Source organism: Rhodobacter sp. 4.3.4 (assembly GCF_058724655.1).
Genome location: NZ_CM178967.1, coordinates 25600 through 51399, shown reverse-complemented (window position 1 = coordinate 51399; position 25800 = coordinate 25600). Strand labels below are relative to the sequence as shown.

Here is a 25800-nt window from a genome sequence, read left to right as displayed (position 1 = left end):
AATATTACGGCCGCGCAATCAAGATATATTTGTTTATCGCGGGCTGCGTTTGGCCAAAATCCGCTGCAGCGTGCGACGGTGCATATTCAGACGACGTGCCGTTTCCGAAACGTTGCGATCGCACAGCTCGTAAACGCGCTGGATATGTTCCCAGCGCACGCGGTCGGCGCTCATCGGGTTTTCCGGCGGCGGCGGCAGGGCTTCGCCCTTGGCCAGAAGCGCATTGGTGATGTCATTCGCATCGGCCGGTTTCGACAGATAATCCGTCGCGCCCATTTTCACCGCCGCAACGGCGGTGGCGATGGCGCCATAACCGGTCAGCACGACGATCCGCGCCTCGGGGCGGCGTTCGCGCAGGGCTTCCACCACTTCCAGACCATTGCCATCTTCCAGACGCAGGTCGATCACCGCATAGGCCGGTGCCCGGTTCTGCACGATCGCCTTGCCGGCCGAGACCGTTTCGGCGATTTCCGTCTGAAACCCGCGCTTTTCCATCGCGCGCGCAAGGCGGGTCAGGAACGCATTATCGTCATCGACCAGAAGCAGCGACCTGTCGCTTCCGAGTTCGGCGAATTCTTCTTCGGCCATGGCTCCCCCCTTTCACCCTCTTTTGCGGTTCTAAAGCTATATTCTGCGCTGGTCAATTTCCGTTGCCCGCCGCGGGGGTTTCCCCGGCGGTCTGCAGCGCGTCAAGAAAGCAGCCGACACTTTCGGCCACCATTTCGGGCGTGGCATCGCGATCATAAAAATCGAGAAAGCCAAGCTTCGGATCGATCAGATAGGTCTGGGTCGAATGATCGACCAGCGTCGCCGGATCGCCGGGATTGCGGATCAGGTAATAGGCCCGGTAGGCCCGCACCGCCGCGTCGATCTGCTCGACCGTTCCGGTCAGGCCGATCATCTTCGGGCTCATCAGATCGGTGAATTCGGTCAGCTGGGCCGGCGTATCCCGCGCGGTATCAACGGAAATGAACACCGGCGTCACCTCATGGCCGCGTTCGGCCAGAAGATCCACGGCGGCGGCATTGCGGGTGCTGTCGATCGGGCAGACATCCGGGCAATAGGTATAGCCGAAGTAGACAAGGCTTGGCTTGGTGATCACGTCCCTGTCGGTCACGGTTGCGCCGGTTTCCGAGATCAGCGTGAACGGGCCGCCGATTTTGGCCGAGGCGCTGCCGGTGCCCTTGCGGCATTGCGCGAAACGGTCGGTCTGAGAGGGAAGGACGGACACGGCGGCAGAGATGCCAACCACGACGACGACGGCTGCCGTGGCAGCCAGCGCGGCGGTCTTGCTCGAAACGTTCATCGCCTCTCCTTCACGTGCTGGAGATTGATTGCGCAGCGCAACGGGAATATCAAGGGGTTGCGGTAAGGGTGAGGCGGTGGGGACGACGATGGCAGATATGATGAGGGCTGTCGACCGGCCGGAATTCGACATGTCGGCAAGTTTGAGCCATCAGGAATGGGTCCGTCTGCGGACGCTGATCCTGTTGCGCTGGGCCGCGGTGGTCGGTCAGCTGGCGGCGCTGATTGCGGCCTATGGCTATTACGACATCGCGCTGAACCTGCCGATGTGCCTGGGCACGATCGGTTTTGCGGTCGCGGCCAATATCGCGGCGATCTATCTTTACCCGGAATCCCGGCGGCTGTCGCAGGCCGAGGTGACGGCGACGCTGCTTTTTGACACCGCGCAGCTGGCGCTTTTGCTGTCGCTGACCGGCGGGCTGAACAACCCCTTCGCGCTTTTGATCCTGGTGCCGGTGACGATTGCCGCCACGGCGCTGAAGCTGCGCCCGACGCTGCTGCTGGGGGGCGCGACGATCGCGATGATCACCTTTGTCGCGGTGTTCAACGAGCCGCTGCAGACCCGCGACGGCACGTTTATCGGCGTGCCGCCGATGATCGAATTCGGCTCCTGGGTGGCGATCGTGATCGGGGTGATCTTTCTGGGCGCCTATGCGCACCGGATCGCACAAGAGATCCATTCGATGTCGGATGCGCTGTTTGCCACGCAGATGGCGCTCTCGCGCGAGCAGAAACTGACCGATCTGGGCGGGGTGGTGGCGGCGGCCGCGCATGAGCTGGGCACGCCGCTTGCGACGATCAAGCTGGTTTCGACCGAACTGGCCGAGGAGCTGATCGACGATCCCGAATTGCATGACGATGCGGTGCTGATCCGTGAACAGGCCGAACGCTGCCGCGATATCCTGCGCTCGATGGGGCGGGCGGGCAAGGATGACGTGCATCTGCGCACGGCGCCGCTGCTCGCCGTGCTGCGCGAAGCGGCCGAGCCGCATCTGGACCGCGGCAAGATGATCTATTTCGATGTCGTTCCGGGCGAGGGCGGGTCGGAGCGGCAACCGACGATCTATCGCTATCCCGAGCTGGTGCATGCGCTGCGCAACCTGATTCAGAACGCCGTCGATTTCGCGCAGACCACGGTCTGGGTCGATGCGGAATGGACCGACCGCAGCATCATCGTGCGCGTCACCGACGATGGCCGCGGCTATTCGCCCAATGTTCTCAACCGCATCGGGGATCCCTTCATCTCCACCCGCTCAGCCGAGCGCAAGGAATACGAGGGCATGGGGCTGGGTCTCTTCATCGCCAAGACGCTTTTGGAACGCACCGGCGCGAAGCTGCGATTCGTTAACGGGTCCGAGCCCTATCAGAAGAACGCCCCGGTGCCGCGGCGCTCGGGCGCGGTGGTGGAGCTGCGCTGGCACATCGGCCGCCTGATCGCCCCCGAAACCGGGCCGCTGGGCGAGAATGTTCCGATCACCGTGTGATGATCATAATTGCTCGTTAACTTAACGGCACATTAACCTTTATTCATCAATCATGACTGCGGGACAGGCGAGAGGGCTGCAGTCATGCAGATTGAGATTTTCCAGGCGATCCTGATTGTCGCGACCTCGGTCGGATCGGCGCTTCTGGCTTTGCTGTTGCTGAGCGTGATTTCCACGCGCAAGACCGGGCCGGATGCCAGGGTGGCGACGCATCCGGTGCTGGAACAGACGGTGTTCCTGTTTGACGATCAGGATCTGGTCGATGCGACCGGCCCGGCGCGGGCGCTGCTGGAGGCCTCGCCGATGGCGCTGTCGGACTGGGCGCGTTTCCTTGCCTTTGTCGCGCCGCGGTTCGACGGCTTCGAAGCCACGATGCTGAAGCTTGCCGAACTTGGCCGGATCGAGCTGCTGTCGAAACCCGAAGAAGGCCGCCGCACGCAGATCAAGCTGATCGCCGAAGAGGTGAACGGCCTTGCGCGCCTCACCCTCATCGATCCCGAGGCCGAGGGCCGTGGTGTTCTTGTCGACGGGCTGTCGCAGCGCGCGCTGGAAGACGAGCTGGACCTGATGCGGCTGACGCTGGACCGGGCGCCGACGCTGATCTGGCGCGAGGACGAGACCGGCACGATCACCTGGGCGAACCGCGCCTATGTGCTGCGCTCGGGCGCCTTTTCCGAAACCGAGGAGGCGATGCTCTGGCCCTTGCCGCGGCTGTTCCAGATCGACGAGAACGCCCGTCACACCGGACCGCGGCGGCTGCGTCTGGATGACGGCGATCAGCGGGCGGCCTGGTTCGATTGCCATTCCTTCCCGATGGACAAGGGCGCGCTGCATTTCGCCCTGCCGGCCGATTCGACCGTGCGGGCGGAAAAGGCGCTGCGCGATTTCGTGCAGACCCTGACCAAGACCTTTGCCGATCTGCCGATCGGTCTGGCGATCTTCGACCGTGCCCGGCAGTTGCAGCTGTTCAACCCGGCGCTGATCGATCTGACCCAGCTTGGTACCGATTTCCTGTCGAACCGGCCGACGCTTTATGCCTTTCTCGACCGTCTGCGCGAGGCGCGGATGATGCCCGAGCCGAAGGATTACCGCAGCTGGCGGCTGAAGATGACCGAACTCGAACAGGCCGCCGCCGCGGGCTTCCATTCCGAAACCTGGATGCTGCCCTCGGGTCAGACCTATCGCGTCACCGGCCGTCCGCATCCCGATGGCGCCGTGGCCTTCCTGTTCGAGGATATCTCCTCCGAAGTGTCGCTGACCCGCCGCTTCCGGGCGGAACTGGAGCAGGGCCAGGAAATCCTCGACATGATGAGCGAGGCGGTGGCGGTGTTCCAGCCCTCGGGCGAGCTGACGGCCTCGAACGCGGCTTATGACCGGCTTTGGGGCGTGGAAACCGATACCTCGCTGCGGCGCACCACCATTCTGGATGCGGTGCGGCTGTGGCAGGGCAAATGCGATGCCTCCGACATCTGGACCTCGGCGCGGGGGTTCAACAACCGCATCGGCCAGCGGTCGCTGATCGAAGGGACGGTGCGGCGTCGCGAAGACGGCATGATGATCGGTTGCCGCTTTGCCCCGATGACCGGCGGCGCGATGATGGCCAGTTTCTTGCCGAAAGGTGTCGTGACGCTGGATCCGTCCAGCCGGGCAATGTTTGACGAGGACCGTCCGGTCAAGGTTCTGGCCAGTTAAGGGGCTTGCCGCGGGGGGCAGGGCCGCTAGAGTGCGGCCATGCAAAATACTGTCCCGCTCCTGTCTCTCGATCTGCCCGATGCCGATGCCACCGAAGGCTTCGGCATCGCGATGGCCCGGCTGTTGCGGGCTGGCGATGTGCTGTTGCTCGAGGGTCCGATCGGCGCGGGCAAGACCCATTTCGCCCGCGCCCTGATCCGCGCCCGGCTGGGGGGGACCGAAGACGTGCCCTCGCCGACCTTTACGCTGGTGCAGGTCTATGGCGCCGATCCCGAAATCTGGCATGCCGATCTTTATCGCCTGACCCATCCCGATGAAGCCATCGAACTCGGTCTGGAGGAGGCCTTCGACACCGCGATCTGTCTGATCGAATGGCCCGAGCGTCTGGGCGATCTTCTGCCCGAAAAGGCTCTGTTCGTGCAGTTTTCGCTGCTTGACGCCGGTGCATCGCGGCGGGTTCAACTGCGCGGCGCGGCCAATTGGGCGCCGCGTCTGGCGGCTTTGGGGCAGGGCTGAAATGGCCGCGACCGAGCCCGAAATCGCGGCCTTCCTGAGCCGTTTCGGCTGGGCCGGGGCCGAGCGCCGCCCCCTGGCCGGGGATGCTTCGGCCCGCCGGTATGAGCGGCTGCATCGCAATGCCACCACAGCGGTTCTGATGATCGCGCCCCCGGGCGCAGAGATGCGGCGTTTTCAGCGCATCGACGCCTGGCTGCTGGCGCAGGGCTATTCCGCGCCGCGGATTTTCGGCATCGACACCGAAACCGGGCTGATGCTTCTTGAAGATTTCGGCGACGGTCAGCTCGCCCGACTTTTGCGGCAAGATCCCGGGGCCGAGGCCGGATATTACGCCGCGATCAACGGTTTCCTGCTCGATCTGCACAGCCTGCCGCCGCCCGACTTCGTTCCCCGCCTTGATGCGACGGGGCTTGGCGCGCTCGTGTCGCTGGCCCGCGACTGGTATCCGCTGCGCGATCCCGCCGCCGCCGAGGCGATCGCGCCCCTTGTCACCCGGCTTTGCGAGGGTCTTGTCGCGCTGCCGCCAGTTCTCTCCCTGCGCGATTTCCACGCCGAAAACGTGATCTGGCTGCCCGAACGCAGCGGTGTCGCCCGCCTGGGGCTGCTCGATTTTCAGGACGCGGTGGCCACCCATCCGGTCTACGATCTGGTTTCTGCCCTGCAAGACGCCCGCCGCGATGTGTCGCCTACCGTCCTTGCCGCCGAACTTCGCCGCTATGCCACCGCACGCGGGCTGGATCTGGCGGAACTTGAGTGGGCCTTTGCCCTGATCGGTGCGCAACGGGCGCTGCGCATCCTCGGCATTTTCGCGCGTCTCTGTCTGGCGGGCGGAAAGCCCGGCTATGTCGATCTGATCCCGCGGGTCTGGGACCAGTTGCAGCGCAATCTGGCCCACGACGCCCTTGCGCCCCTGCGCGCGGTGGTGACACAAGCGCTGTTGCCGCCCGATGTGGCGCTGCTGGAAAGGATGAGACGGCAATGCGGTCAACACCCGATGCGCTGATGCTTTTCGCGGCCGGTCTTGGCACGCGGATGAAGGACTTGACCCTGCATCGGCCGAAACCGCTTCTGGAGGTGGCAGGCAAGCCGCTGCTGGACCATGCGCTTGATCTGGCGCGGGTGGCGGGGATCGGGCGCATCGTTGCCAATGCACATTACCGCGCCGATCAGATCCTTGCGCATCTGGCCGGAACCGGGGTCCGGGTTTCGGACGAAACCGATCTTCTGCTGGAAACGGGCGGCGGGCTGCGCAAGGCCCTGCCGCTTCTTGGTCCCGGGCCGGTTTTCACCCTCAACACCGATGCGGTCTGGACCGGGCCGAATGTGCTCACGTCGTTGTCTCAGGCCTGGGACGGCGGTCGGATGTCCGCCCTTCTGGCGCTGGTCCCGCGCGAGGCCGCGCTGGGCTATACCGGCCCCGGGGATTTTGCGCTGGCGCCCGACGGTCGGATCAGCCGTGGCACGGGCTATGTTTACACCGGGGCGCAAATCCTCGATCCGGCCGGAATAGAGACGATTTCGGAGCCCGCCTTCTCGCTCAATCTGCTTTGGAACCGGATCCTCGCCGAGGGGCGTGCCTATGGCGTGGTGCATCCCGGCGGCTGGTGTGATGTTGGCCGACCCGAATGTATCGCGCTCGCCGAAGGGCTTTTGTCCGATGCCGCCCGCTGATCCGCATGTTTTCGCCCTGCCGCCCGGCGTCGATTTCGCCCGGGAGCTTGTGCGGGGTCTGGTCCACCGGATGCAGGATGAGCCGCCCGAGGCGATGGCCCGGGTGCGGCTGATCCTCAACGCCGGGCGGATGAGCCGGCGCGTCCGTGAGGAATTCGACAGCCTTGGCACCCGCTTTCTGCCGCGGATCGAGCTGATTTCGGATCTGGCCCGGCTGCCGATGCCCGGGCTGCCCGCGCCGGTGTCCGCGCTGCGCCGCAAGCTGGAACTGGCCTGTCTGGTGGACCGGCTCGCCCGGGGGCTGCCCGGTTTCGAGACCGGATCGGGCGTCTTCAGCCTGACCGACAGCCTGCTGGCGTTGCTCGCCGAGATGCAAAGCGAAGGCGTGCATCCCGAGGTTTTCGAACGGCTCGACATTCAGGCCTCGCATGCGGAACATTGGCGGCAAAGCCTCGCCTTCATCCGCATCGTGGCGCGCTATTTCGAGACCGAACTTGACGCCGAGGGGCGGCAACGGCGTGTCGTCGAAACGATGGCGCGGATCTGGGCCGAAAATCCGACCGAGGACCGGATCATCCTGGCCGGTTCCACCGGCTCGCGGGGGGCGACGCGGCTTCTGATGCAGGCGGTTGCCGCTCTGCCGCAAGGCGTTCTGGTCCTGCCCGGCTTTGATTTCGACATGCCGGACCCGGCATGGAACAGTCTCTGTTCCGGCCCAATTCCGATCGAGGATCACCCGCAATATCGCTTTCGCGCTTTGCTGGACGGGCTGGCGCTTGCGCCCGCACAGGTGGCCCGCTGGACCGAAACACTGCCGGAGTCGCCAAAGCGCAATGCGCTGGTCTCGCTGGCGCTGCGGCCCGCGCCGGTCACCGATCAATGGATGCGGGAGGGGCAGGCTTTCTCGGATCTGCCCGCCGCCTGCGCACAGATGACGCTGATCGAGGCCGCCGATCCGCGGCAGGAGGCGCTGGCGATCGCGCTGGTTCTACGCGAAGCGGTGTTCCGGGGGAAAAAGGCGGCCCTGATCAGCCCGGACCGCATGCTGACCCGTCGCGTCGCGGCCGCATTGGACCGCTGGTCGATTGTTCCCGACGATTCCGCCGGTCAACCGCTGCCGTTGACCGCGCCCGGCCGTTTGATCCGGCATCTTGCGCGCCTTCTGGGGCGCAAGATCTCGATGGAAAGCCTGCTTGTCATCCTCAAGCATCCTTTGGTGGCGACAGGGTCGGCGCTGCGCGGGGCTCATCTGCGGCTGACGCGCGAATTCGAACTGTCTTTGCGCCGCAAGGGTCCCGCCTTTCCGGATGCCGAGGCTGTGCGGCGCTGGGGCGGAACCGAGGATCCCGAGCGTCAGCACTGGTCCGACTGGTTGGCGGCGTTGATCGACACGGTTTCTGGCGGTGGAAATCAACCGATTTCAGCCTGGTTAGAGACGATTTTCGGTCTTCTCGATGGCTTTGCCGCGGGCCCGGGCGGCACCGTCGCGGCAAGTGAACTCTGGTTGGGTGAGGCCGGTCAGGCGGCGTTTCGAACCCTCGAGGATCTTGCCGCACAGGACGAAACCGGGCTGGAGGTGAGTTCCGCGAATTTCGCCGATCTGATCGATACGCTTTTGCAAGAGGGTCAGGTGCGCTCGACCCTTGCGGCGCATCCGCTTGTGACGTTCCTTGGCACGCTCGAGGCGCGGGCGCATGGGGCCGAGGTGGTCATTCTCGCCGGTCTGAACGAAAAAAGCTGGCCAGAGGCGCCCTCGCCCGATCCCTGGCTCAGCCGGAAGATGCGGCTTGATGCGGGTCTGTTGTTGCCGGAACGGCAGATCGGTCTTTCCGCGCATGACTTCCAGCAGGCGATTGCGGCGCCCGAGGTCGTGCTGTCGCGCGCGCGTCGTGACAGCGAGGCAGAAACGGTGCCGTCGCGCTGGTTGAATCGGTTGCTCAATCTTGCGGGGGGCCTGACCGCGGCGCAGGGCCCCGAGGCGCTGGCGCAGATGCGGGTGCGGGGACAGCGGTTTCTCGACCTGGCCTCCCGGCTTGATCTGCCGTCGGAACGCGTTGCGCCCGCGCCCCGGCCTGCGCCCTGTCCTCCGGCCGAGGCGCGTCCGCGCCAGCTTCCCGTGACCGCAATCAAGACGCTGATCCGCGATCCCTATGCGATCTATGCGGCGCGGATCCTGCGGCTGCGGCCGCTCGATCCGCTGAAACCCGGCCCGAACCCGCGTCTGCGCGGCGAAGCCCTGCACCGTGTCGTTGAGCTGTTCGTCACCGGCTTCGATCCGAAAAACAGTCTCGATTCCAGCCAAAAACACCTCTCCGACCTTGCCGAGACGGTGTTGCAACAGATGATCCCCTGGCCCTCGACGCAACGGCTTTGGCTGCACCGGCTGCTGAGGATCGCCCCGCAGCTTGTCGCGCAGGAAGCGCAGCGGCGCGCGGAAGCGACGCCGGCGGTGATCGAGACCTCGGCCTCGATCGAGCTTGGACCGCCGGGATTCACCTTGACGGCGCGGCCGGATCGCATCGATCTGCACGACAACGGCATGGCGCTTGTTTACGATTACAAATCCGGTACCCCCCCGAAAGAGGCCGAGGTCCGGCATTTCGACAAGCAGCTGTTGCTGGAAGCCGCGATGATCGAACGGGGCGCCTTTACCCAGATCGGGCCGCGGCAGGTGGCGGGGATGAGCTATGTGCATCTGGGCGGCAGTGGCGAATGTCGCATGCTGGCCCTTGGGCGCGAGGATGTCGAGCAGACCTGGACCCGATTGCAGGGGCTCATCGCGCGCTATCTTGAGAGCTCGCAAGGTTTCACCGCCCGGCGGGCGATGCAGCTAAGCCGCGATATCGGGGACTATGACCATCTGTCCCGCTTTGGCGAGTGGGATATCACCGATTTGCCGGTTCCGGAGGATGTCGGATGACCCAGCGCAATCCCGCCAGCGAACGGCAGGTTCAGGCCGCCGATCCTGCGGTCTCGACCTGGCTGGCCGCCAATGCCGGATCGGGCAAGACCAAGGTGCTGACGGACCGGGTCGCAAGGCTGCTTTTGGCCGGAACAGAGCCGCAAAAGGTTCTGTGCCTGACCTATACCAAGGCCGCTGCGGCCGAGATGCAGAACCGGCTTTTGAAGCGTCTTGGCGATTGGGCGATGCTGCCCGATGCCGATTTGCGGGCGCAGCTTGCGGCTTTGGGCGAGTGTGGACCGCTGGATGGGGAAAGCCTTGCCCGGGCGCGGCGGCTTTTCGCACAGGCGATCGAAACGCCGGGCGGCTTGAAAATCCAGACCATTCACGCCTTTTGCGGCGCCTTGTTGCGGCGGTTTCCGCTTGAGGCCGGGGTCTCGCACGGCTTTGCCGAAATTGATGACCGCACCGCCGCGCGGATGCGCGAGGAGGTTCTTGAAGAGATCGCCTCTGGCCCCGACAGGCCGGTTTTCGACCGCTTCCTGCAGGCGTTCACCGGCGCCGATCTGACCGGGATGATCGCGGAAATCAGCCATGACAGAGACGCTTTTTCGCCGCGCGTGACCGAGGCAGAGCTGCGCAAAGCGCTGGGGCTGGCCCCGGATCTGCGTCCTGACACCCTGCCCGATGCGGTCTTTCTGCCCGGCACCGATCGGGTCATCGCCGAGGCGATTCCGCTGCTGAAGACGCAATCGGCGACGATGAAAACACTGGCGGCGCAACTGTCGCAGCTCGATCTGGTGGCACCGGGGCCGGTGGAACTGGCGCGTCTTGCCGATCTTTGTCTCGTCAAGGATGGCAGCCGCGTGTCGTCCAGGCTTCTGACCAAAGGTGCGATTGAAGCCTTTGGTCCCGATCTGGCCGAGGATTTCCTGGCGCTGGCCGAACGCGTGCGCTGGGCGCGCGAACAGGAAAACGCCCTTGCGACACTTTCCCGGACGCTGGCGTTGCAGGCCTTCGCCCGGGTGCTGCTGCCCGCCCTGGCGCTGAAAAAGGCGCAGGGCGGCTGGCTCGATTTCGACGATCTGATCGACCGCGCCGGGGCGCTTTTGTCCGATCCTTCCGTGGCGCAATGGGTGCTGTTCCGGCTCGATGGCGGCATCGATCACATCCTGGTCGATGAGGCGCAGGATACCTCGCCCGGGCAATGGCGGGTGATCGAGCGACTGGCCGATGAATTCACCTCGGGCGACGGGGCGCGCGACAGCCGCCGCACGATCTTTGTGGTGGGCGACCGCAAGCAGTCGATCTATTCCTTTCAGGGCGCCGATCTGACCCATTTCGAGGCGATGAAGAGCCTGTTTTCCGCCAAGTTCGCGGCGATTTCGCGCCCGCTTCAGGATGCCGCGCTGCTGCATTCCTTCCGTTCGTCGCTGGCGATCCTGCGTCTGGTCGATCTGACCTTCCGCGGCGATCCCGCGCTGGCGCTGGGTGGTGCCCCCGAGCATCTTGCCTTTCACGATAGTCTTCCCGGTCGGGTCGATCTTTGGCCCGCGGTGCCGAAACCCGACAAGACCGAACCGGATGAGTGGGACGATCCCGTCGACCGGCCCGGCGCCGATACCGCGCCCGTCGTGCTGGCCCGGGCGATCGCTGCCGAGATCCGCGCGATGATTGATGCCGGGGTGCAGTTGCCGGGGCGCGAGGGGCCGCGGCCGGTCACTGCCGGGGATTTCCTGATCCTGGTGCAGCGCCGGTCCGGGCTGTTTTACGAGATCATTCTGGCCTGCAAGGCGCAGGGGCTGGAGGTTGCGGGGGCGGATCGGCTCAAGCTTGGCGGAGAGTTGGCGGTCAAGGATATCGTCTCTGTTCTGGCCTTTCTGGCCACGCCCGAGGATGATCTGTCGCTGGCCGAGGCGCTGCGCTCGCCACTGTTTGGCTGGAGCGAGGACCGGCTTTTCCGCTTGGCGCAGCCGCGCAAGGGCTATCTCTGGGCGGCGCTGCGCGAGGCGGGCGACGAGGCGACGCTGACCGTTCTGCGCGATCTTCTGGATCGGGCCGATTTCCTGCGCCCCTATGATCTGATCGAGCGGCTTCTGACCCGGCACGAGGGCCGCAAGCGTCTGGTGGCCCGCCTTGGCGCCGAAGCCGAAGAGGGGATCGACGCGCTGATCGCCCAGGCTTTGGCCTATGAACAGACCGAAGTGCCCAGCCTGACCGGCTTTCTGGTCTGGCTGGGCGCTGATGAGATCGAGATCAAGCGGCAGTCCGACAGTGCGGGCACCGCGCTGCGGGTGATGACGGTGCATGGCTCGAAGGGGCTTGAGGCGCCGATCGTGATCCTTCCCGACACGGCCAAGCTGCGCAATTCGCAGCGCGGCGAGCTGCTGCTGGCCGAGGGCATCCCGTTCTGGAAATCCGCCGCGGCGACGCTGCCGCCCGTGCTGGCGCAGGCCCAGGCCGAGGTGCTGGAGCGGCAAAGGCATGAACGGTTGCGGCTGCTTTATGTGGCGATGACCCGGGCGGAGAAATGGTTGATCGTCGCGACCGCGGGCGACGAGGAGGAGGGCGCCGAAAGCTGGCATGCGCTGGTGTCCGATGGCATGAAAGCGGCCGGAACAGAGACGGTTTCGACGCTCTCGGACCCCTTGCAGGCGCTGGGCCCGGTCTTGCGGTTTTCGCATGGCGACTGGCCGGCAAATGGCACCCCCGCGAGGGCCGAGGAGGTGGTGCAGATCGATCTGCCCGACTGGGCGCGGGACCGGGTTGCCGCCGTGCCGAAAGCGGCCAAGGTGCTCTCGGCCTCGGATCTGGGCGGGCCGAAGGCTTTGCCCGGAGAGACGGCGGAGCTTTCCACCGAAGCGGCGATGCTGCGCGGGCGGCAGTTGCATCTGCTGTTGGAACATCTGCCGCAAGCGCCGTCGGAAACCTGGCCCGATCTGGCGCAGTCGCTGCTTGGTTTTGGCAGTGACAGAGCCTTTCCCGATGAAATCGACGCGCTTCTGGCCCGGGCGCGTCAGGTGCTGACGGCTGTCGAAAAGGCTGGTTTCCTTGGCCCCGATACGCTGGCCGAGGTGGAGCTGACCGCCGAGCTGCCGGAGCTGGGCGGGCAGCGTCTGCACGGGATCATCGACCGGCTGCAGATCGGGCCCGACCGCATCCGGGTGCTCGATTACAAGTCGAATGCCGTCGTGCCGAAAACCGCGGCCGAGGTGCCGCTGGGGCTGATCCGGCAGATGGCGGCCTATCGCGCCGCGCTTCGGCAAATCTATCCGGGTCGTGCGGTCGAGTGCTCTCTGCTTTGGACGGCGACGGGCGAAATCATGCCGTTGGGTGACACACTGTTGGAGGAAGCCCTGCTTTCGGCCACAGCATCTTGACGCGCGGCGACGCCAGACCTAGCTTTCGCCAACCCTCAATCTGGAGAATCCCATGGCTACCGTCGCCGTCACCGATGCCACCTTTGACGCCGAAGTGCGCCAGTCCGATCTGCCCGTCGTCGTCGATTTCTGGGCGGAATGGTGTGGCCCCTGCAAGATGATCGGGCCGTCGCTGGAAGACTTGTCGACCGAGCTGGCCGGCAAGGTGAAGATCGTCAAGGTCAATGTCGACGAAAACCCCGACAGCCCGGCGGCGCTGGGTGTGCGCGGCATTCCGGCGCTGTTCCTGTTCAAGAACGGTCAGGTGGTGTCGAACAAGGTTGGTGCCGCGCCGAAAGCCGCGCTGCAGGCCTGGATCGAAGCCTCGCTCTGAGCGACGCCAAGCCACCGCAAGGGCGCCTTCGGGCGCCCTTTTGCATGCGCGCAATCCGTCATCTTGCAAGCCGCGCGCCCCCCGCACATATCTGCGCAAACGGAGGGCAAGATGACCGACGAGAAATTTCCCGGCTGGCATGGCACGACGATCATCGGCGTGCGCAAGGGCGGCCGCGTGGTGGTGGCGGGCGACGGGCAAGTGAGCCTGGGTCAGACCGTGATCAAGGGCACCGCCCGCAAGGTGCGACGGCTGTCCCCGGGCGGGCGCGAGGTGGTGGCGGGCTTTGCCGGATCGACGGCGGATGCCTTTACCCTGCTGGAACGGCTGGAGAAAAAGCTGGAAGCCGCGCCCGGGCAATTGGCCCGGGCCTGTGTCGAACTTGCCAAGGATTGGCGGACCGACAAATATCTGCGCAATCTGGAAGCGATGCTGATCGTCACCGATGGCGCCGATCTTTATGTCATCACCGGCGCGGGCGACGTGCTGGAACCCGAACATGACGTGACGGCGATCGGCTCGGGCGGGAATTATGCGTTGGCCGCCGCGCGGGCGCTGATGGACAGCGAGCATGACGCCGAAACGATCGCCCGCAAGGCGATGGCGATTGCCGCCGATATCTGCGTTTACACCAACGGCAATCTGACCGTGGAGAGCATTTCGAAATGACGAGCCTGACCCCCCGCGAGATCGTGTCGGAACTCGACCGCTTCATCATCGGCCAGGCCGAGGCGAAACGCGCCGTCGCCGTGGCCCTGCGCAATCGCTGGCGGCGGCAACGGCTGTCGCCCGAGATGCGCGAAGAGGTTTACCCGAAGAACATCCTGATGATCGGGCCGACCGGCGTCGGCAAGACCGAGATCAGCCGCCGTCTGGCGAAGCTGGCAAAGGCGCCGTTCCTGAAGGTTGAGGCGACGAAATTCACCGAAGTCGGCTATGTCGGCCGTGACGTGGAACAGATCATCCGCGATCTTGTGGACGTTGCGATGGTCGAAACCCGCGAACGCATGCGCGAGGAGGTCAAGGCCCGCGCCCACAAGGCCGCCGAGGATCGGGTGATCGAGGTTCTGGCCGGGACCGATGCCCGCGAACAGACCCGCGAGATGTTCCGCCGCAAGCTGCGCGATGGCGAGCTGGACGACAAGCAGATCGAGATCGAGGTGGCCGAGACCGCCTCGGCGCCGCAGATGATGATGGGCAATCCCGGCATGGAGCTGCAGATGCAGGGGCTGCAGGATCTGTTCAAGGCCTTTGGCGGCGCCCGCAAGACCCGGCGCAAGATGAGCGTGGCGGAGAGCTACGAGGTGCTGATTTCCGAGGAAGCCGACAAGCTTCTGGATGACGAGGCGGTGAAGACCGCGGCGCTTGAGGCGGTCAGCCAGTCGGGCATCGTGTTTCTGGACGAGATCGACAAGGTCGCCGCCCGCGCCGAAACCCGCGGTGCCGATGTCAGCCGCGAGGGCGTGCAGCGCGATCTGCTGCCCTTGATCGAAGGCACCACCGTTTCGACGAAATACGGCCCGGTGAAGACCGATCACATCCTCTTCATCGCCTCGGGGGCGTTTCATATCGCCAAACCCTCGGATCTGTTACCGGAACTGCAGGGGCGTCTGCCGATCCGGGTCGAATTGCGGCCGCTGACCGAAGAGGATTTCGTCCGCATCCTGACCGAGACCGACAATGCGCTGACGCGCCAATACACTGCGCTGATGGCGACCGAGGAGGTCACCGTGAGCTTCACCCCCGAGGGCATCGCGGCGCTTGCCCGGATCGCCGCCGAGGTGAACCGCTCGGTCGAGAATATCGGCGCGCGGCGGCTTTATACGGTGATGGAGCGGGTGTTCGAGGAACTTTCCTTCACCGCCCCCGACCGTTCCGGCGATCAGGTCACGGTGGATGCGGGCTTTGTCGAACGCCATCTGGGCAGTCTGGCGCAATCGGCAGATCTGAGCCGATACGTGCTTTGACCTCTGGCGATCCTTAAGGCTTATGCTATCCTCCGCGGCATGCAGATGCGCCTTTTCATCCTTGTCGCCTTCGTAGCTCTGGTCAGCTGCTCGCCGCGCGGAGAGATCGCCTATACGCGCGAGCCGAGTGCCCATATCCGGCCGGTCTTTGTCGGCTCCACCCGGGGGCTTGACCCTGAAACCGGGGAGGAATTCGGCTACACCCGCAGCGAGACATTGCAGCGGGCGCGGTTTGATGTTTCTGTCCCGCCCCATCGCAGTGCGGGGCAGCTCAGCTATCCGCTGCGGGGGCGCAAGGTCGATCCGCAGAAAGACTTCGTTCTGGCGCATTCGCAGAAGTTTTCCGGCGCCGAGGATTTTCAGGCCGATTTGCGCCGCAGCCTGAAGTCCAGCGGCGGCGAAGCGGTCGTTTTCGTGCACGGGTTCAACAACAACTTCGCCGAGGGGCTGTATCGGCTGTCGCAGATGGGCGAGGATTTCGACCTGCCGAAGACGCTGGTCTATTACGCCTGGCCCTCGCGCGGGCAGTTGCTTGGCTATGCCTATGACCGCGATTCCGCCGTTTTCGCCCGCGATGGTCTGCGCGAGACCCTGCGCGAACTGGACCGCGCCGGGGCCAAGCGTATCCTGCTGGTCGGGCATTCGATGGGGTCCTCGGTCACCATGGAAACCCTGCGCGACATGGCGCTGGCGGGCGAAAGGGCGACTCTGGCCGATCTTGAGGGGGTGATCCTGATTTCCCCCGATATCGATGTCGACATGTTCCGCGAACAGGCCCGCACGATCCGGCAGCTGCCGCAGCCCTTCGTCATCTTCACCTCGAAAAAGGACAAGGCTCTGCGGCTGTCCTCGACGATCGCCGGGGAACAGGACCGGCTTGGCACGCTGCAGGATCTGAGCCGGGTGTCCGATCTCAAGGTGACGATGATCGACACCGCGGCGTTCTCGACGGCAGATGGCCATTTCAACGTGGCGAACAACCCGGCGCTGATCCGGCTTCTGGGGCAGACCGGACAGGTGGTGAAGATCCTCGAGAGCGATCAGACCGGCAAACGCGATCTTGCCTCGGGGGTGGTGCTGTCGGTGCAGAATGCGACCCAGATCGTGCTGTCGCCGATCGCCGCGCTGGACGGGGATAATTAACGCATCCGCCGCAGATAGACGTAATAGGCGCCGGAACCGCCGTGTTTCAGATGCGCTTCGGTCACCTGCATCACCACCGCGCCGAGCGGCGGCAGGCGCAGCCATTGCGGCACCTGATGGCGCAGCACGCCCTGCCGCTGCGGGATCGGCCCGTCATCCAGGCCCCGCTTGCCCTTGCCGGTGATCACCAGCACCAGACGGCAGCCGCGGTCCTGCGCCGACAGCAGAAAGTGGCTCAGTTCGGGATGTGCCTGCGACAGGGTCATGCCATGCAGGTCGATCCGCGCCTCGGGCTCGAGCTTGCCGCGGCTCATCTCGCGGTGGGTCTTGCGGTCCATCACGATCGGCTGGCGGTGCAGCTGCTCTGCGATCGAGGGCGCCAGATCCAGCCGCCAGGACACGCCCGGCGCCTGCTGACCGACGCGGAAATCCTTCATCTCGAAGCGGGGCTTCTTCGGCGGCTGATGCGGCGGTTGCGGCCGATCAGGCTCTGTCCCAGCCGAAATCGGCGCGTGACGATGCATCGCCTGCGTCGTGGCGGCCACTTTTTCCCAAAGATCGCGATCTTCCGCCGAAAGCAGCCGCCGCCGTCGCATCGGGCTCAGCCGCCCGTGGCGACAAGCTGCCAGTTCGGATCGGAACTGCCCATGACGCGCGCAAAGGTCCAGCTGTCGCGCTGCTTGCGCGGGGTTTTCGGATCGCCCTCGACAATCTGCCCGGTCGCATCCCGCGCCACCGAGATCAGCTCACCGCCGAACCGGACCGTCACCTCCGCCTCGCGCGAGCGTTCATCGAAACTGACCTCGGTCAGCACCAGCTCGCGCAGGCCGAGGAAACTGGCCTCGACCGTCAGGCCCTGCCGCTGCCGGTCCGCCACCGCCGTTTCGAAGGCATCGAGCACCTCGGGCGCCAGAAACCGCCGCACCTCGGAGAGGTCGCCGCGTTCAAAGGCCATCAGGATCATCTCATAGGCCATCTTGGAGCCCTGCAGGAAGGCGCCGACATTGAAGGCCGGCTCAACCCGCTTCATCTGCGCCAGCGCCACGGCGGCATCCGAGCCTTCGGGCACATGGTCGATGATATCGTGATCGGGCCCCCCCTCGATCACCTCGAAACGGTCGGGACCGCGCGGGCCCGGGCGTTCGACGGGCATCGGCTCGTCTTCGTAGCCGTCGCGGGTACCCAGAACGCTCTTGAGCTTCAAGATCAGGAAGATCGCGATAGCGGCAAGAACGATCAACTGGAACAGTGCTGGGCTCATGGGCTTTTCCGCGGCGATGTTGACGATTGGAACGTGTGCTTCTCCCACTTATGTAAGGGAGCGCTTCGTTCAAGTCCACCGATGCCCTTGTCCCACCTTTGGAGATAACAATGTGGTTTTTGATCCTGCTGATCGCCTGGCCGCTGATCGAGATCGGTCTTTTCGTCGAGATCGGCGGGCGGCTGGGGCTTTGGCCGACCCTGGGGCTGGTTCTGGGCACGGCGGCGCTGGGCATTGCGGTGCTGCGCGCGCAAGGCGACCGGGCGCAGGCCGGGCTGCGGCAGGCGATGGCGGGCATCGGCAATCCGGCCGTGCCGCTGGCCGAGGAGGCGCTGATCCTCGTGGCCGGGGGTTTGCTGATTCTGCCCGGGTTTCTGACCGATACGCTTGGTCTGCTGCTGCTGGTACCGCCGCTGCGCAGGCTGCTGATCGCGCGGCTGTCGAAACGGGTGGTGGTGCAGGGCTTTGCCACGATGGCGCAACCGCCCCGGCCAAGCGCCGATCCGGGGCAGGTGATCGAGGGCGACTTTCAGGAAATCGATCCGAAAAACCCGTCGATCAAGGGGAATTCGGGCTGGACACGGCATTGAGACAGCGGTCCTGCGATGCTAGAAGATCGCAGATATCCTGGAGTGACCCATGACCGAAGTCCCGAACGAGGCGGCCCAGCCGCAGATGAGAATGAGCATCCTCGCGCAATTCGTGCGGGACATGTCGTTTGAGAATGCGGTGGCGCTGAAAGGGCTGCAAAGCCCGGAGGTGCAGCCGGAGATGCAGGTGCAGGTCAGCCTCGACGCCCGCAAGCGCCCGGCCGAGCATCAGTACGAGGTGATCACCAAGTTCAAGATCACCTCGACCAACAAGGCGACGAATTCGGTGCTTTACCTGCTCGAACTCGATTACGGCGGCATCTTCCACATCGAGGGCGTGCCCGACGATCAGATGCATCCCTTCCTGCTGATCGAATGCCCGCGCCAGCTTTTCCCCTATGTGCGGCGCATTGTCTCGGATGTGACGCGCGATGGCGGCTTCCCGCCGTTCAACCTTGATCCGGTCGATTTCGTCGCGCTCTACCGGGCCGAGCTTGCCCGCCGTGCCGAGGCGCAAAAGGCAAGCGAAGCGCTGGTGAACTGATCAACGCAAGGTTGAAAATGCCAACGCGGCAACCTGCCTCAGGGACAAGGTGACCCGCTGACACCGCAGGCCATCGCATTCAAAATGCGATGGCTTTTGTTTTCGGGTCGGTCACATGAGTGAGCTTATACCCGCCTGGGTTGGTGACAGACTGACTCCGGTGGACAAGTTGGAGGTGCATTTGAAAGGGCTCCGCCACAAGGCGGTGTCTGTTTTCGTCATGGATGGGGAAAACGTGCTGATCCAGCGCCGCTCCGAGGAGAAATATCATTCTCCGGGGCTTTGGGCGAACACCTGCTGCACCCATCCGGGCTGGACCGAACGTCCCGAGGAATGCGCGGTGCGGCGGCTGCGTGAAGAGCTGGGGATCACCGGGCTCTATCCCGCCCATGCCGACCGTCTGGAATATCGCGCCGATGTCGGCGGCGGCATGATCGAACATGAGGTTGTCGACATTTATCTGGCCTATGCCAAGCCGCATATGCGGATCGCCCCCGATCCGCGCGAAGTGGCCGAGGTGCGCTGGATCGGCCTTTACGATCTGGCAGCCGAGGCCGGTCGCCACCCCGAGCGGTTCTCGAAATGGCTGAACATCTATCTGTCGAGCCATCTTGACCGGATTTTCGGGTCAATTTTGCGCGGCTGACGGGCGAAACGGCGGAAAACGGCAAAAACCCACCACCCGGCAAAGCTGGCTCTGGCAATCTGCGTGCAAAGCTGCATGATTTACCGCGTACTGACCGGGGGGTGGTGGTGTCTGCGCGTCTTTCCGCAAGCGTGATCGTTGTTGTTGCCGCCTGCGCCGGCATGGCGTCGGCCGAAACGGAATTCCGGCTGCAGCTCTCGACGCCGGATGCGGGGCTCTCGAAGGCGCTGACCCAGGTGTCGCTGTCGCGCGAGGCGGCAGGCAACAAGGAAGCTGACGCCCAGGATCTGTTCGGCGCGGCGCGGGCCGATTACGCGCGGTTGATCGGGGCGCTTTACGACGAGGGCCGCTATGGCGGTACGGTCTCGATCCTGATCGACGGGCGCGAGGCGGCGGCGGTCGCGCCGATGGACGCGCCCGACCGCATCGGCAAGGTCGAGATCCGGGTCGATCCCGGCCCGGTGTTCCGGTTTTCCGGCGCCGCGATCGGTCCGCTGGCTCCGGCGACGCGGGTGCCGCCAGGTTTTCGCGTGCGCGAGGTGGCGCGGTCCTCGACCATCGTCGAGGCGGCCGGAAATGGGGTCTCGGCCTGGCGCGACGCGGGCCATGCCAAGGCCGCGGTGGCGCGGCAGACGATCACCGCCGATCACCGCAAGCAGGAATTGGCCGCCGAGATCGCGCTCGATCCCGGCCCGCAGACCTGGTTCGGCACGCTGCAGATGACCGGCAACGAGCGGCTGCGCAGTGACCGCCTTGCAAAGATCGCCGGGTTTCCCTCCGGCGAGGTGTTCTCGCCCAAAGCGCTCGAGGAGGTCCGCAACCGGCTGCGCCGCACCGGCATTTTCAGCGCGGTGACGCTGACCGAGGCGGACAGCCTGCGCGCGGGGCGACTTCTGGACGGCGAGCTGACCGTGGTCGAGGCGAAACCGCGCCGCCTTGGCTTTGGTGCCGAGATCTCGACCTCGGATGGCGGCAAGCTCTCGGGCTACTGGCTGCACCGCAACCTGATGGGCGGCGGCGAAAAGCTGCGGCTGGATGCCGAGGTTTCCGGCATCGGCGTCGGCAGCGGCGGCACGGATTACAAGTTCGGCGCCCGGCTGGACCGGCCCGCAACCTTTTCGCCCGACACTGCCGCCTGGCTGAAAACCGAAATCGCTCGCGCCCATGAGGATGATTACACGCTGAGCGGTTACGGGGTCAGCTTCGGGCTCAGCCATATCTTCAGCGCGAAACTCTCGGCCGAGGCCGGGATCGGCTATGAATGGGCGAAGATCGAGGATGACGCCGGCGAGCTGATCTATCGGCAGATCACCTTTCCGATGTCGGCGATCTGGGAAAACCGCAACATGCCCGCCGATGCGACGCGCGGCAGCTATGCGAAGCTGGATCTGATGCCCTTCTATGGCCTTGGCACCACCGGCTCCGGGGCACGGCTGCAGGGCGATTTCCGCGCCTATCGCGGCTTTGGCGCCAATGACCGCTTCGTGCTGGCCGGACGGGCGCAGATCGGCGGCGTTTTCGGCTCTGATCTGGCCGAAACGCCACGGGATTACCTGTTCTATTCCGGCGGCGGCGGCACCGTGCGCGGTCAACCCTATCAGGCTCTGGGGGTCAGGGAACTGCAGGGCGGCACGCTGCACACCGGCGGCACCCGCTTCGTCGGGCTCTCGACCGAATTGCGCGCGGGCGTCACCGAAAAGATCGGCGTCGTCGCCTTTTATGATGCGGGCTATGTCAGCGCGTCGGATTTCTTCGGCCACGATGGCGACTGGCACTCCGGCGCGGGCCTTGGGCTGCGCTACAAAACGCCAATCGGCCCGATCCGGCTTGACGTGGCCGCGCCGGTCGATGGCGCAACGGGCGATGGCCCGCAACTCTATCTTGGCATAGGGCAGGCATTCTGATGCGGTGGCTGGTCATCTTTCTTCTTCTGCTGCCGCTTCCCGCCCTGGCGCAGGACGCCGACCCGGCCCAGACCGCGCGGGACCGCTCCTATCTGACCGGGTTGATCGAGGACAATCTCTCCGGCACCGGCCGCGAAATCCGCCTGGAGGGGTTCCGGGGGGCGCTGTCCTCGCGCGCCAGTTTCGACACGTTGACAATCGCCGATGATCAGGGCGTCTGGCTGACGCTGCGCGATGGTGCCGTGACATGGGATCGGGCGGCGCTGCTTCTGGGCAGGCTCTCGGTCCGGGAGCTCTCGGCCGCCGAGATCGACCTGCCGCGCCTGCCGGTTGCGCCGCCGCAGGAAACCCCGCCCGAGGCGAAACCGTTTTCCCTGCCGAAGCTGCCGGTCGCGGTCGAAATCGGCTCTGTAAAGGCCGAAAAGGTTGTTCTGGGCGCCCCCGTTCTGGGGCAGGAGGCGGCGTTTCAGCTGGAGGGATCGCTGCGACTTTCGGGTGGCGACGGCGAGACCGACCTGATCGCGACCCGCACCGACGGGCCGAAGGGGCGCTTCGCGCTCAAGGCCAGCTATGTCGAAGACAGCCGGGCGCTGCTTCTCGACATGCTGCTGACCGAGGCGCAGGACGGTATCGCCTCGGGGCTGATCGGCCTGCCGGGGCGGCCGTCGCTGACGCTGTCGATGAGCGGGCTTGGCAGTCTGGACGATTTCAAGGCCGATCTGCTTCTGGGCACCGCGGGCGTGTCGCGGATCACCGGCACGGTGGCGCTGAGCGGCAAGAACGACGCCCGGACGGTCGCGGCCAGCCTTGGCGGCGATGTCGCCGCGCTGCTGCCCGAGGCCTATCGCAGCTTCTTCGGGCCGCAGACGCGGCTTGATCTGCTGGGCGAGCGCAGCGCCACCGGGATGCTGCGGCTGCGCCAGCTGGATCTGCGCGGGCAGGCGGTCAGCCTGTCGGGCGGGCTTGATCTGCGCCCCGACGGCCTGCCGGACCGCTTCGATCTGACGGCAAAGCTGGGGCTGGACAGCGGGGAACCCGTGTTGTTGCCGCTTTCGGGGGCGCCCGTCAGCCTGCGCGGCGGTCAGGTGAAGCTGCGTTACGACCGCGCGACGGGCGAGGGCTGGAGCCTTGTCTCCGATCTGACCGGGCTTGCGCGCGGCGCCGATGTTCTGGACCGGCTCAGCCTGTCCGGGTCGGGCCGGATCGGGCCGCAGACGGTGGGCGGGGCGTTGAACCTGATCGCGACCGGGCTGGCCCCCTCAGACAAGGCGCTGGCCGAGGCTCTGGGCCCCTTTGCCTCGGGCAAGCTGCAATTCTACTGGCAAAAGGGCCACCCGCTGACGGTGCCCGGCCTGACGCTGGGCACCCGCGATTTCACCACCCGCGGTCGCTTTGCGCTGGGCGAGGATCTGGCGATTTCGGGTCACTTCGAGGCCGATCACCGCAAGCTGGCAAGCCTCTCCGCGCTGGCGGGCCGAGCGCTTTCCGGCACTGTTTCGGCAGATCTTGAGGGGCGCTATGTGCTTTCCAGCGGCGCTTTCGATGCCGAAGCCGAGCTTGACGCGACCGATCTGCATCTGGATCAGGCGCAGGCGGATGCGTTTTTGGCGGGACGGGCGCAGATCCTCCTCTCGGCGGCGCGGGACGACAAGGGCCTGACCCTGCGCCAGCTTGCCGCCGATGCCGGGGGGGCGTCGCTGCGGGGCTCGGGGAGGATCAGCAGCAGCGAAAGCACGCTCTCGGCCCGGCTGCAGGCGCAAAATCTCGGGCGTCTTGGCGCCGGTTACGGCGGCGCGGTGGCCGTCGACGCTACGCTGACCGGGCCGCTCAATGCGCGGGTGCTCTCGGTCAATGGCACGGGCAAGAACATGGCCCTGCCGCAGGCCGATCTGAACCGGCTTCTGGCGGGACAGAGCCAGTTCACGCTGAGCCTCCGGCAAAACAACGGCACGTTTCATCTGGCCGGTCTGAACCTCTCGACGCCGCAGCTCTCGGCTTCGGCGAAGCCGCGCAAGGATCAGCCGAAGGTCTTCGATCTGTCCACCAGACTTTCGAACCTCGCGCTGCTGGCGCCCGGCTTTCCCGGGCCGCTGGCGATTTCGGGCAGTCTGACCGATCAGGGTGCCCGCTACGGGCTGGATCTGCGCGGCACCGGGCCGGGCGGCACGCAGGCGACGGTCAAGGGGACGATGGCCGCCGATGCCTCCAGCGTCGATCTGGCGATTTCGGGCCGGGCCGAGACGGCGCTGGCGAACAGTTTCATCGAACCGCAATCGGTGCAGGGGCCGCTGACTTTCGATCTGGCCCTGAAGGGGGCGCCGGGGCTTTCGGCGCTGTCGGGGCAGATCATGGGCTCCAACCTGCGCGTGGCCGCCCCGACCCTTGGGCAGGCGCTGAACGATGTCGATCTGCAAGTGAAGCTGGCCAAAGGCACGGCGCAGCTCTCGGGTCAGGGTAGTTTCGCGGGGGGCGGCGGGCTTTCGCTGTCCGGGCCTGTCGGTCTGACCAGTCCTTTCCCGGCGAAGCTGTCTTTGGAACTGGACCGCGCCCGGCTGCGCGACCCCGAGCTTTACGACACCCGCGTCAGCGGCAAGCTGGCGATCAATGGCGGTCTGACCGGCGCGCTGCGGATCGGCGGTGCCCTGACCCTGGACGAGACCGAGCTGCGGATTCCCGCGGGCGGGCTGGGCGGGGCGGGGGCGATCCCCGCGATCACGCATCGGAACGAACCCGGCGCCGTGCATCAGACGCGGCTGCGCGCGGGGCTGATTGAAACCGCCAAGGCGGCGAAGGGTGGCGGCAGGGCGATTGCGCTGGATGTGACGGTCTCGGCGCCGCAGCAGATTTTCGTGCGGGGGCGCGGGCTGGATGCGGAACTGGGCGGTCAGCTGCGCGTCACCGGCACGACGGCGCAGATCGTTCCCGTCGGTCAGTTCAGCCTGATCCGGGGCCGGCTGGACGTGCTTGGCAAGCGCTTCGATCTGACCGAGGGGCAGGTGGCGCTGCAAGGGGCGCTGGTGCCCTGGGTGATGTTCAAGGCGACCACGTCGCAGGAAGATCTCGACATCACCCTGGCGCTGGAGGGCGCGGCGACAGAGCCCAAGCTGACCATCTCTTCCGCACCCTATCTGCCCGAGGAAGAGGTTCTGGCCCGGCTTCTGTTCAACAAGGGGCTGACGACGCTTTCGCCGCTGCAGGCGGCACAGCTGGCCTCGGCGGTGGCGACGCTGGCGGGCAAGGGCGGCGATGGCATCGTCTCGAAGCTGCGGCAGGGCTTTGGCCTCGATGATCTCGATGTCGGCACCGATGACAGCGGCAATGCCAAATTGAAAGCGGGCAAGTATCTGGCAAAGAACGTCTATTCCGACGTGTCGGTGGGCAGTACCGGTCAGGCCAAGGTGACGCTGAACCTTGACATCACGAAGCAGATCACCGCCAAGGCCTCGGTCGGCTCGGCGGGGGACAGCTCGCTTGGTGTGTTTTTCGAGAAGGATTACTGAGCCGCAGTGCGGCCGATCCAGTCGCGGAACGCCACCAGCGCGGGCGAGGGGGTGACGCCCTCCGGCCAGACCAGATAATAGGCGCCAACGCCCGAGACGCCCTCGCCCGGGGTGCGGATCAGCCGTCCCTCGGCGATTTCCGGCAGCGCCAGAAACTCGGGCAGAAGCGCGATGCCGACCCCATGCGCGGCGGCCTGCATCATCGGGGCGAACTGGTCGAACATGATCCCGCGCGTTGCGGGAGCCTGCAGCCCGTGATGCGCGAACCAGGCCGTCCAGGCATTCGGCCGCGATTCCAGCTGCAACAGAGACTGATCGAGCAGATCCGCAGGGCTTTGCATCGGATGGGCGCGCGCGAAATCCGCCGAGCAGGCGGCAATGATCCGTTCTTCGAAAAGCAGCATGTGGTCCGCATCGGGCCAATGCCGGACGCCGAAATGAATCGCGGCGTCAAAGGTCTCGGTGGCGAAATCGAAGGGGCGCAGCCGCGTGCCCAGGTTCAGCGTCACCCCCGGGTTTTCCGCCAGAAAACCGGCCAGCCGCGGCGCCAGCCAGCGCGTGCCGAACGTGGGCAGGATCGCCAGGTTCAGGACGCCGCCGCCCGGATTGGCGCGCAGGCCAAGCGAGGCCCGCGCGATGAGTTCAAGCGCCTTGCGCACATCGCGGGCATAGGCCTGCGCCGCCTCGGTCGGCATCAGCCGCCGCCCCTCGCGCCGGAACAGCTGCACGCCCAATTGTCCTTCAAGGTTCTGCACCAGCCGGCTGACCGCGCCCTGCGTCAGCGACAATTCCCGCGCCGCGGCGGCGGTCGAGCCCAGCCGACAGACCGCCTCGAAGGCGGCGAGCAGCGAGACCGAGGGAATATAGCGTCTGGGCAGGGTCATGTATGTGCTCCATGCATCGACATAAACCGGAATAGCGG

At 65.6% G+C, this 25800-nt stretch carries 21 protein-coding genes; 16 read left to right on the top strand and 5 right to left on the bottom strand.

Going from position 1 to position 25800, the window contains the following annotated elements; translation table 11 throughout:
* Positions 1-33: 33 nt before the first annotated feature.
* Both AC4PTB_RS00210 and senC read right to left on the bottom strand, forming a co-directional pair.
* The gene (locus tag AC4PTB_RS00210) at positions 34-588 is read right to left on the bottom strand and encodes an ActR/PrrA/RegA family redox response regulator transcription factor (RefSeq protein ID WP_013065792.1); all 555 of its coding nucleotides are present in this window, start codon (positions 586-588) and stop codon (positions 34-36) included.
* Positions 589-640: 52 nt separating this feature from the next.
* Complete coding sequence (gene senC, locus AC4PTB_RS00205) at positions 641-1306, bottom strand: cbb3 -type cytochrome c oxidase assembly copper chaperone SenC (RefSeq protein WP_492191134.1); 666 nt, start codon at positions 1304-1306, stop codon at positions 641-643.
* 97 nt (positions 1307-1403) lie between these two features.
* Here senC and regB point away from each other — a divergent pair, with 97 nt between their 5' ends.
* The 11 genes from regB (at position 1404) to AC4PTB_RS00150 (ending at position 16433) form a co-directional block, all read left to right on the top strand.
* Positions 1404-2789 (top strand): sensor histidine kinase RegB, encoded by a 1386-nt coding sequence (gene regB, locus AC4PTB_RS00200; RefSeq protein ID WP_492192655.1) that lies wholly within the window; start codon positions 1404-1406, stop codon positions 2787-2789.
* 84 nt (positions 2790-2873) lie between these two features.
* Entirely contained in the window at positions 2874-4481 is a 1608-nt protein-coding gene (locus AC4PTB_RS00195) for a PAS-domain containing protein (RefSeq protein WP_492191133.1), read from the top strand.
* 39 nt (positions 4482-4520) lie between these two features.
* Positions 4521-4997: a tRNA (adenosine(37)-N6)-threonylcarbamoyltransferase complex ATPase subunit type 1 TsaE gene (gene tsaE / locus AC4PTB_RS00190; RefSeq protein ID WP_492191132.1), complete on the top strand. Its 477-nt coding sequence runs from the start codon at positions 4521-4523 to the stop codon at positions 4995-4997.
* 1 nt (position 4998) lies between these two features.
* A complete protein-coding gene (locus AC4PTB_RS00185; RefSeq protein ID WP_492191131.1) occupies positions 4999-6000 on the top strand; it encodes an aminoglycoside phosphotransferase family protein in 1002 nt (333 codons plus the stop codon).
* The gene (locus tag AC4PTB_RS00180) at positions 5976-6668 is read left to right on the top strand and encodes a nucleotidyltransferase family protein (RefSeq protein ID WP_492191130.1); all 693 of its coding nucleotides are present in this window, start codon (positions 5976-5978) and stop codon (positions 6666-6668) included. The genes AC4PTB_RS00185 and AC4PTB_RS00180 overlap by 25 nt, the downstream gene beginning before the upstream one ends.
* Positions 6655-9588, top strand: coding sequence for a double-strand break repair protein AddB (gene addB / locus AC4PTB_RS00175; RefSeq protein ID WP_492191129.1), 2934 nt, complete (start codon positions 6655-6657; stop codon positions 9586-9588). Before AC4PTB_RS00180 ends, addB begins: the two co-directional genes overlap by 14 nt.
* A complete protein-coding gene (gene addA / locus AC4PTB_RS00170; RefSeq protein WP_492191128.1) occupies positions 9585-12950 on the top strand; it encodes a double-strand break repair helicase AddA in 3366 nt (1121 codons plus the stop codon). Before addB ends, addA begins: the two co-directional genes overlap by 4 nt.
* A 52-nt stretch (positions 12951-13002) precedes the next feature.
* On the top strand, positions 13003-13323 hold the full coding sequence (trxA, locus tag AC4PTB_RS00165; RefSeq protein ID WP_023914330.1) for a thioredoxin: 321 nt from the start codon (positions 13003-13005) through the stop codon (positions 13321-13323).
* A 111-nt stretch (positions 13324-13434) separates the two neighbouring features.
* A complete protein-coding gene (gene hslV / locus AC4PTB_RS00160; protein ID WP_492191127.1) occupies positions 13435-13992 on the top strand; it encodes an ATP-dependent protease subunit HslV in 558 nt (185 codons plus the stop codon).
* Positions 13989-15290, top strand: coding sequence for an ATP-dependent protease ATPase subunit HslU (gene hslU / locus AC4PTB_RS00155; RefSeq protein ID WP_492191126.1), 1302 nt, complete (start codon positions 13989-13991; stop codon positions 15288-15290). The genes hslV and hslU overlap by 4 nt, the downstream gene beginning before the upstream one ends.
* 39 nt (positions 15291-15329) lie before the next feature.
* A complete protein-coding gene (locus AC4PTB_RS00150; RefSeq protein WP_492191125.1) occupies positions 15330-16433 on the top strand; it encodes an alpha/beta hydrolase in 1104 nt (367 codons plus the stop codon).
* On the opposite strand, the gene AC4PTB_RS00145 is transcribed toward AC4PTB_RS00150, so the two are convergent.
* A complete protein-coding gene (locus AC4PTB_RS00145) occupies positions 16430-17029 on the bottom strand; it encodes a Smr/MutS family protein (RefSeq protein WP_492191124.1) in 600 nt (199 codons plus the stop codon). The genes AC4PTB_RS00150 and AC4PTB_RS00145 overlap by 4 nt on opposite strands.
* Before the next feature lie 5 nt (positions 17030-17034).
* Positions 17035-17694, bottom strand: coding sequence for a Tim44/TimA family putative adaptor protein (locus AC4PTB_RS00140; protein ID WP_492191123.1), 660 nt, complete (start codon positions 17692-17694; stop codon positions 17035-17037).
* A 110-nt stretch (positions 17695-17804) separates the two neighbouring features.
* Between AC4PTB_RS00140 and AC4PTB_RS00135 the strand changes: the two genes are divergently transcribed.
* From AC4PTB_RS00135 to AC4PTB_RS00115, 5 genes are all read left to right on the top strand, one after another.
* Positions 17805-18284: an FxsA family protein gene (locus AC4PTB_RS00135; protein ID WP_492191122.1), complete on the top strand. Its 480-nt coding sequence runs from the start codon at positions 17805-17807 to the stop codon at positions 18282-18284.
* A 49-nt stretch (positions 18285-18333) separates the two neighbouring features.
* Entirely contained in the window at positions 18334-18828 is a 495-nt protein-coding gene (gene secB, locus AC4PTB_RS00130) for a protein-export chaperone SecB (RefSeq protein ID WP_492191121.1), read from the top strand.
* Positions 18829-18943: 115 nt separating this feature from the next.
* Positions 18944-19474, top strand: coding sequence for an isopentenyl-diphosphate Delta-isomerase (locus AC4PTB_RS00125; protein WP_492191120.1), 531 nt, complete (start codon positions 18944-18946; stop codon positions 19472-19474).
* 107 nt (positions 19475-19581) lie between these two features.
* A complete protein-coding gene (locus tag AC4PTB_RS00120) occupies positions 19582-21378 on the top strand; it encodes an autotransporter assembly complex protein TamA (RefSeq protein ID WP_492191119.1) in 1797 nt (598 codons plus the stop codon).
* Positions 21378-24878 carry a translocation/assembly module TamB domain-containing protein gene (locus AC4PTB_RS00115; protein WP_492191118.1) on the top strand — a complete coding sequence of 1167 codons (3501 nt, stop codon included), beginning with the start codon at positions 21378-21380 and terminating at the stop codon, positions 24876-24878. The genes AC4PTB_RS00120 and AC4PTB_RS00115 overlap by 1 nt, the downstream gene beginning before the upstream one ends.
* Here AC4PTB_RS00115 and AC4PTB_RS00110 read toward each other — a convergent pair.
* A complete protein-coding gene (locus AC4PTB_RS00110) occupies positions 24872-25762 on the bottom strand; it encodes a LysR family transcriptional regulator (RefSeq protein WP_492191117.1) in 891 nt (296 codons plus the stop codon). The two genes, AC4PTB_RS00115 and AC4PTB_RS00110, sit on opposite strands and share 7 nt — an antisense overlap.
* Positions 25763-25800 lie beyond the last annotated feature (38 nt).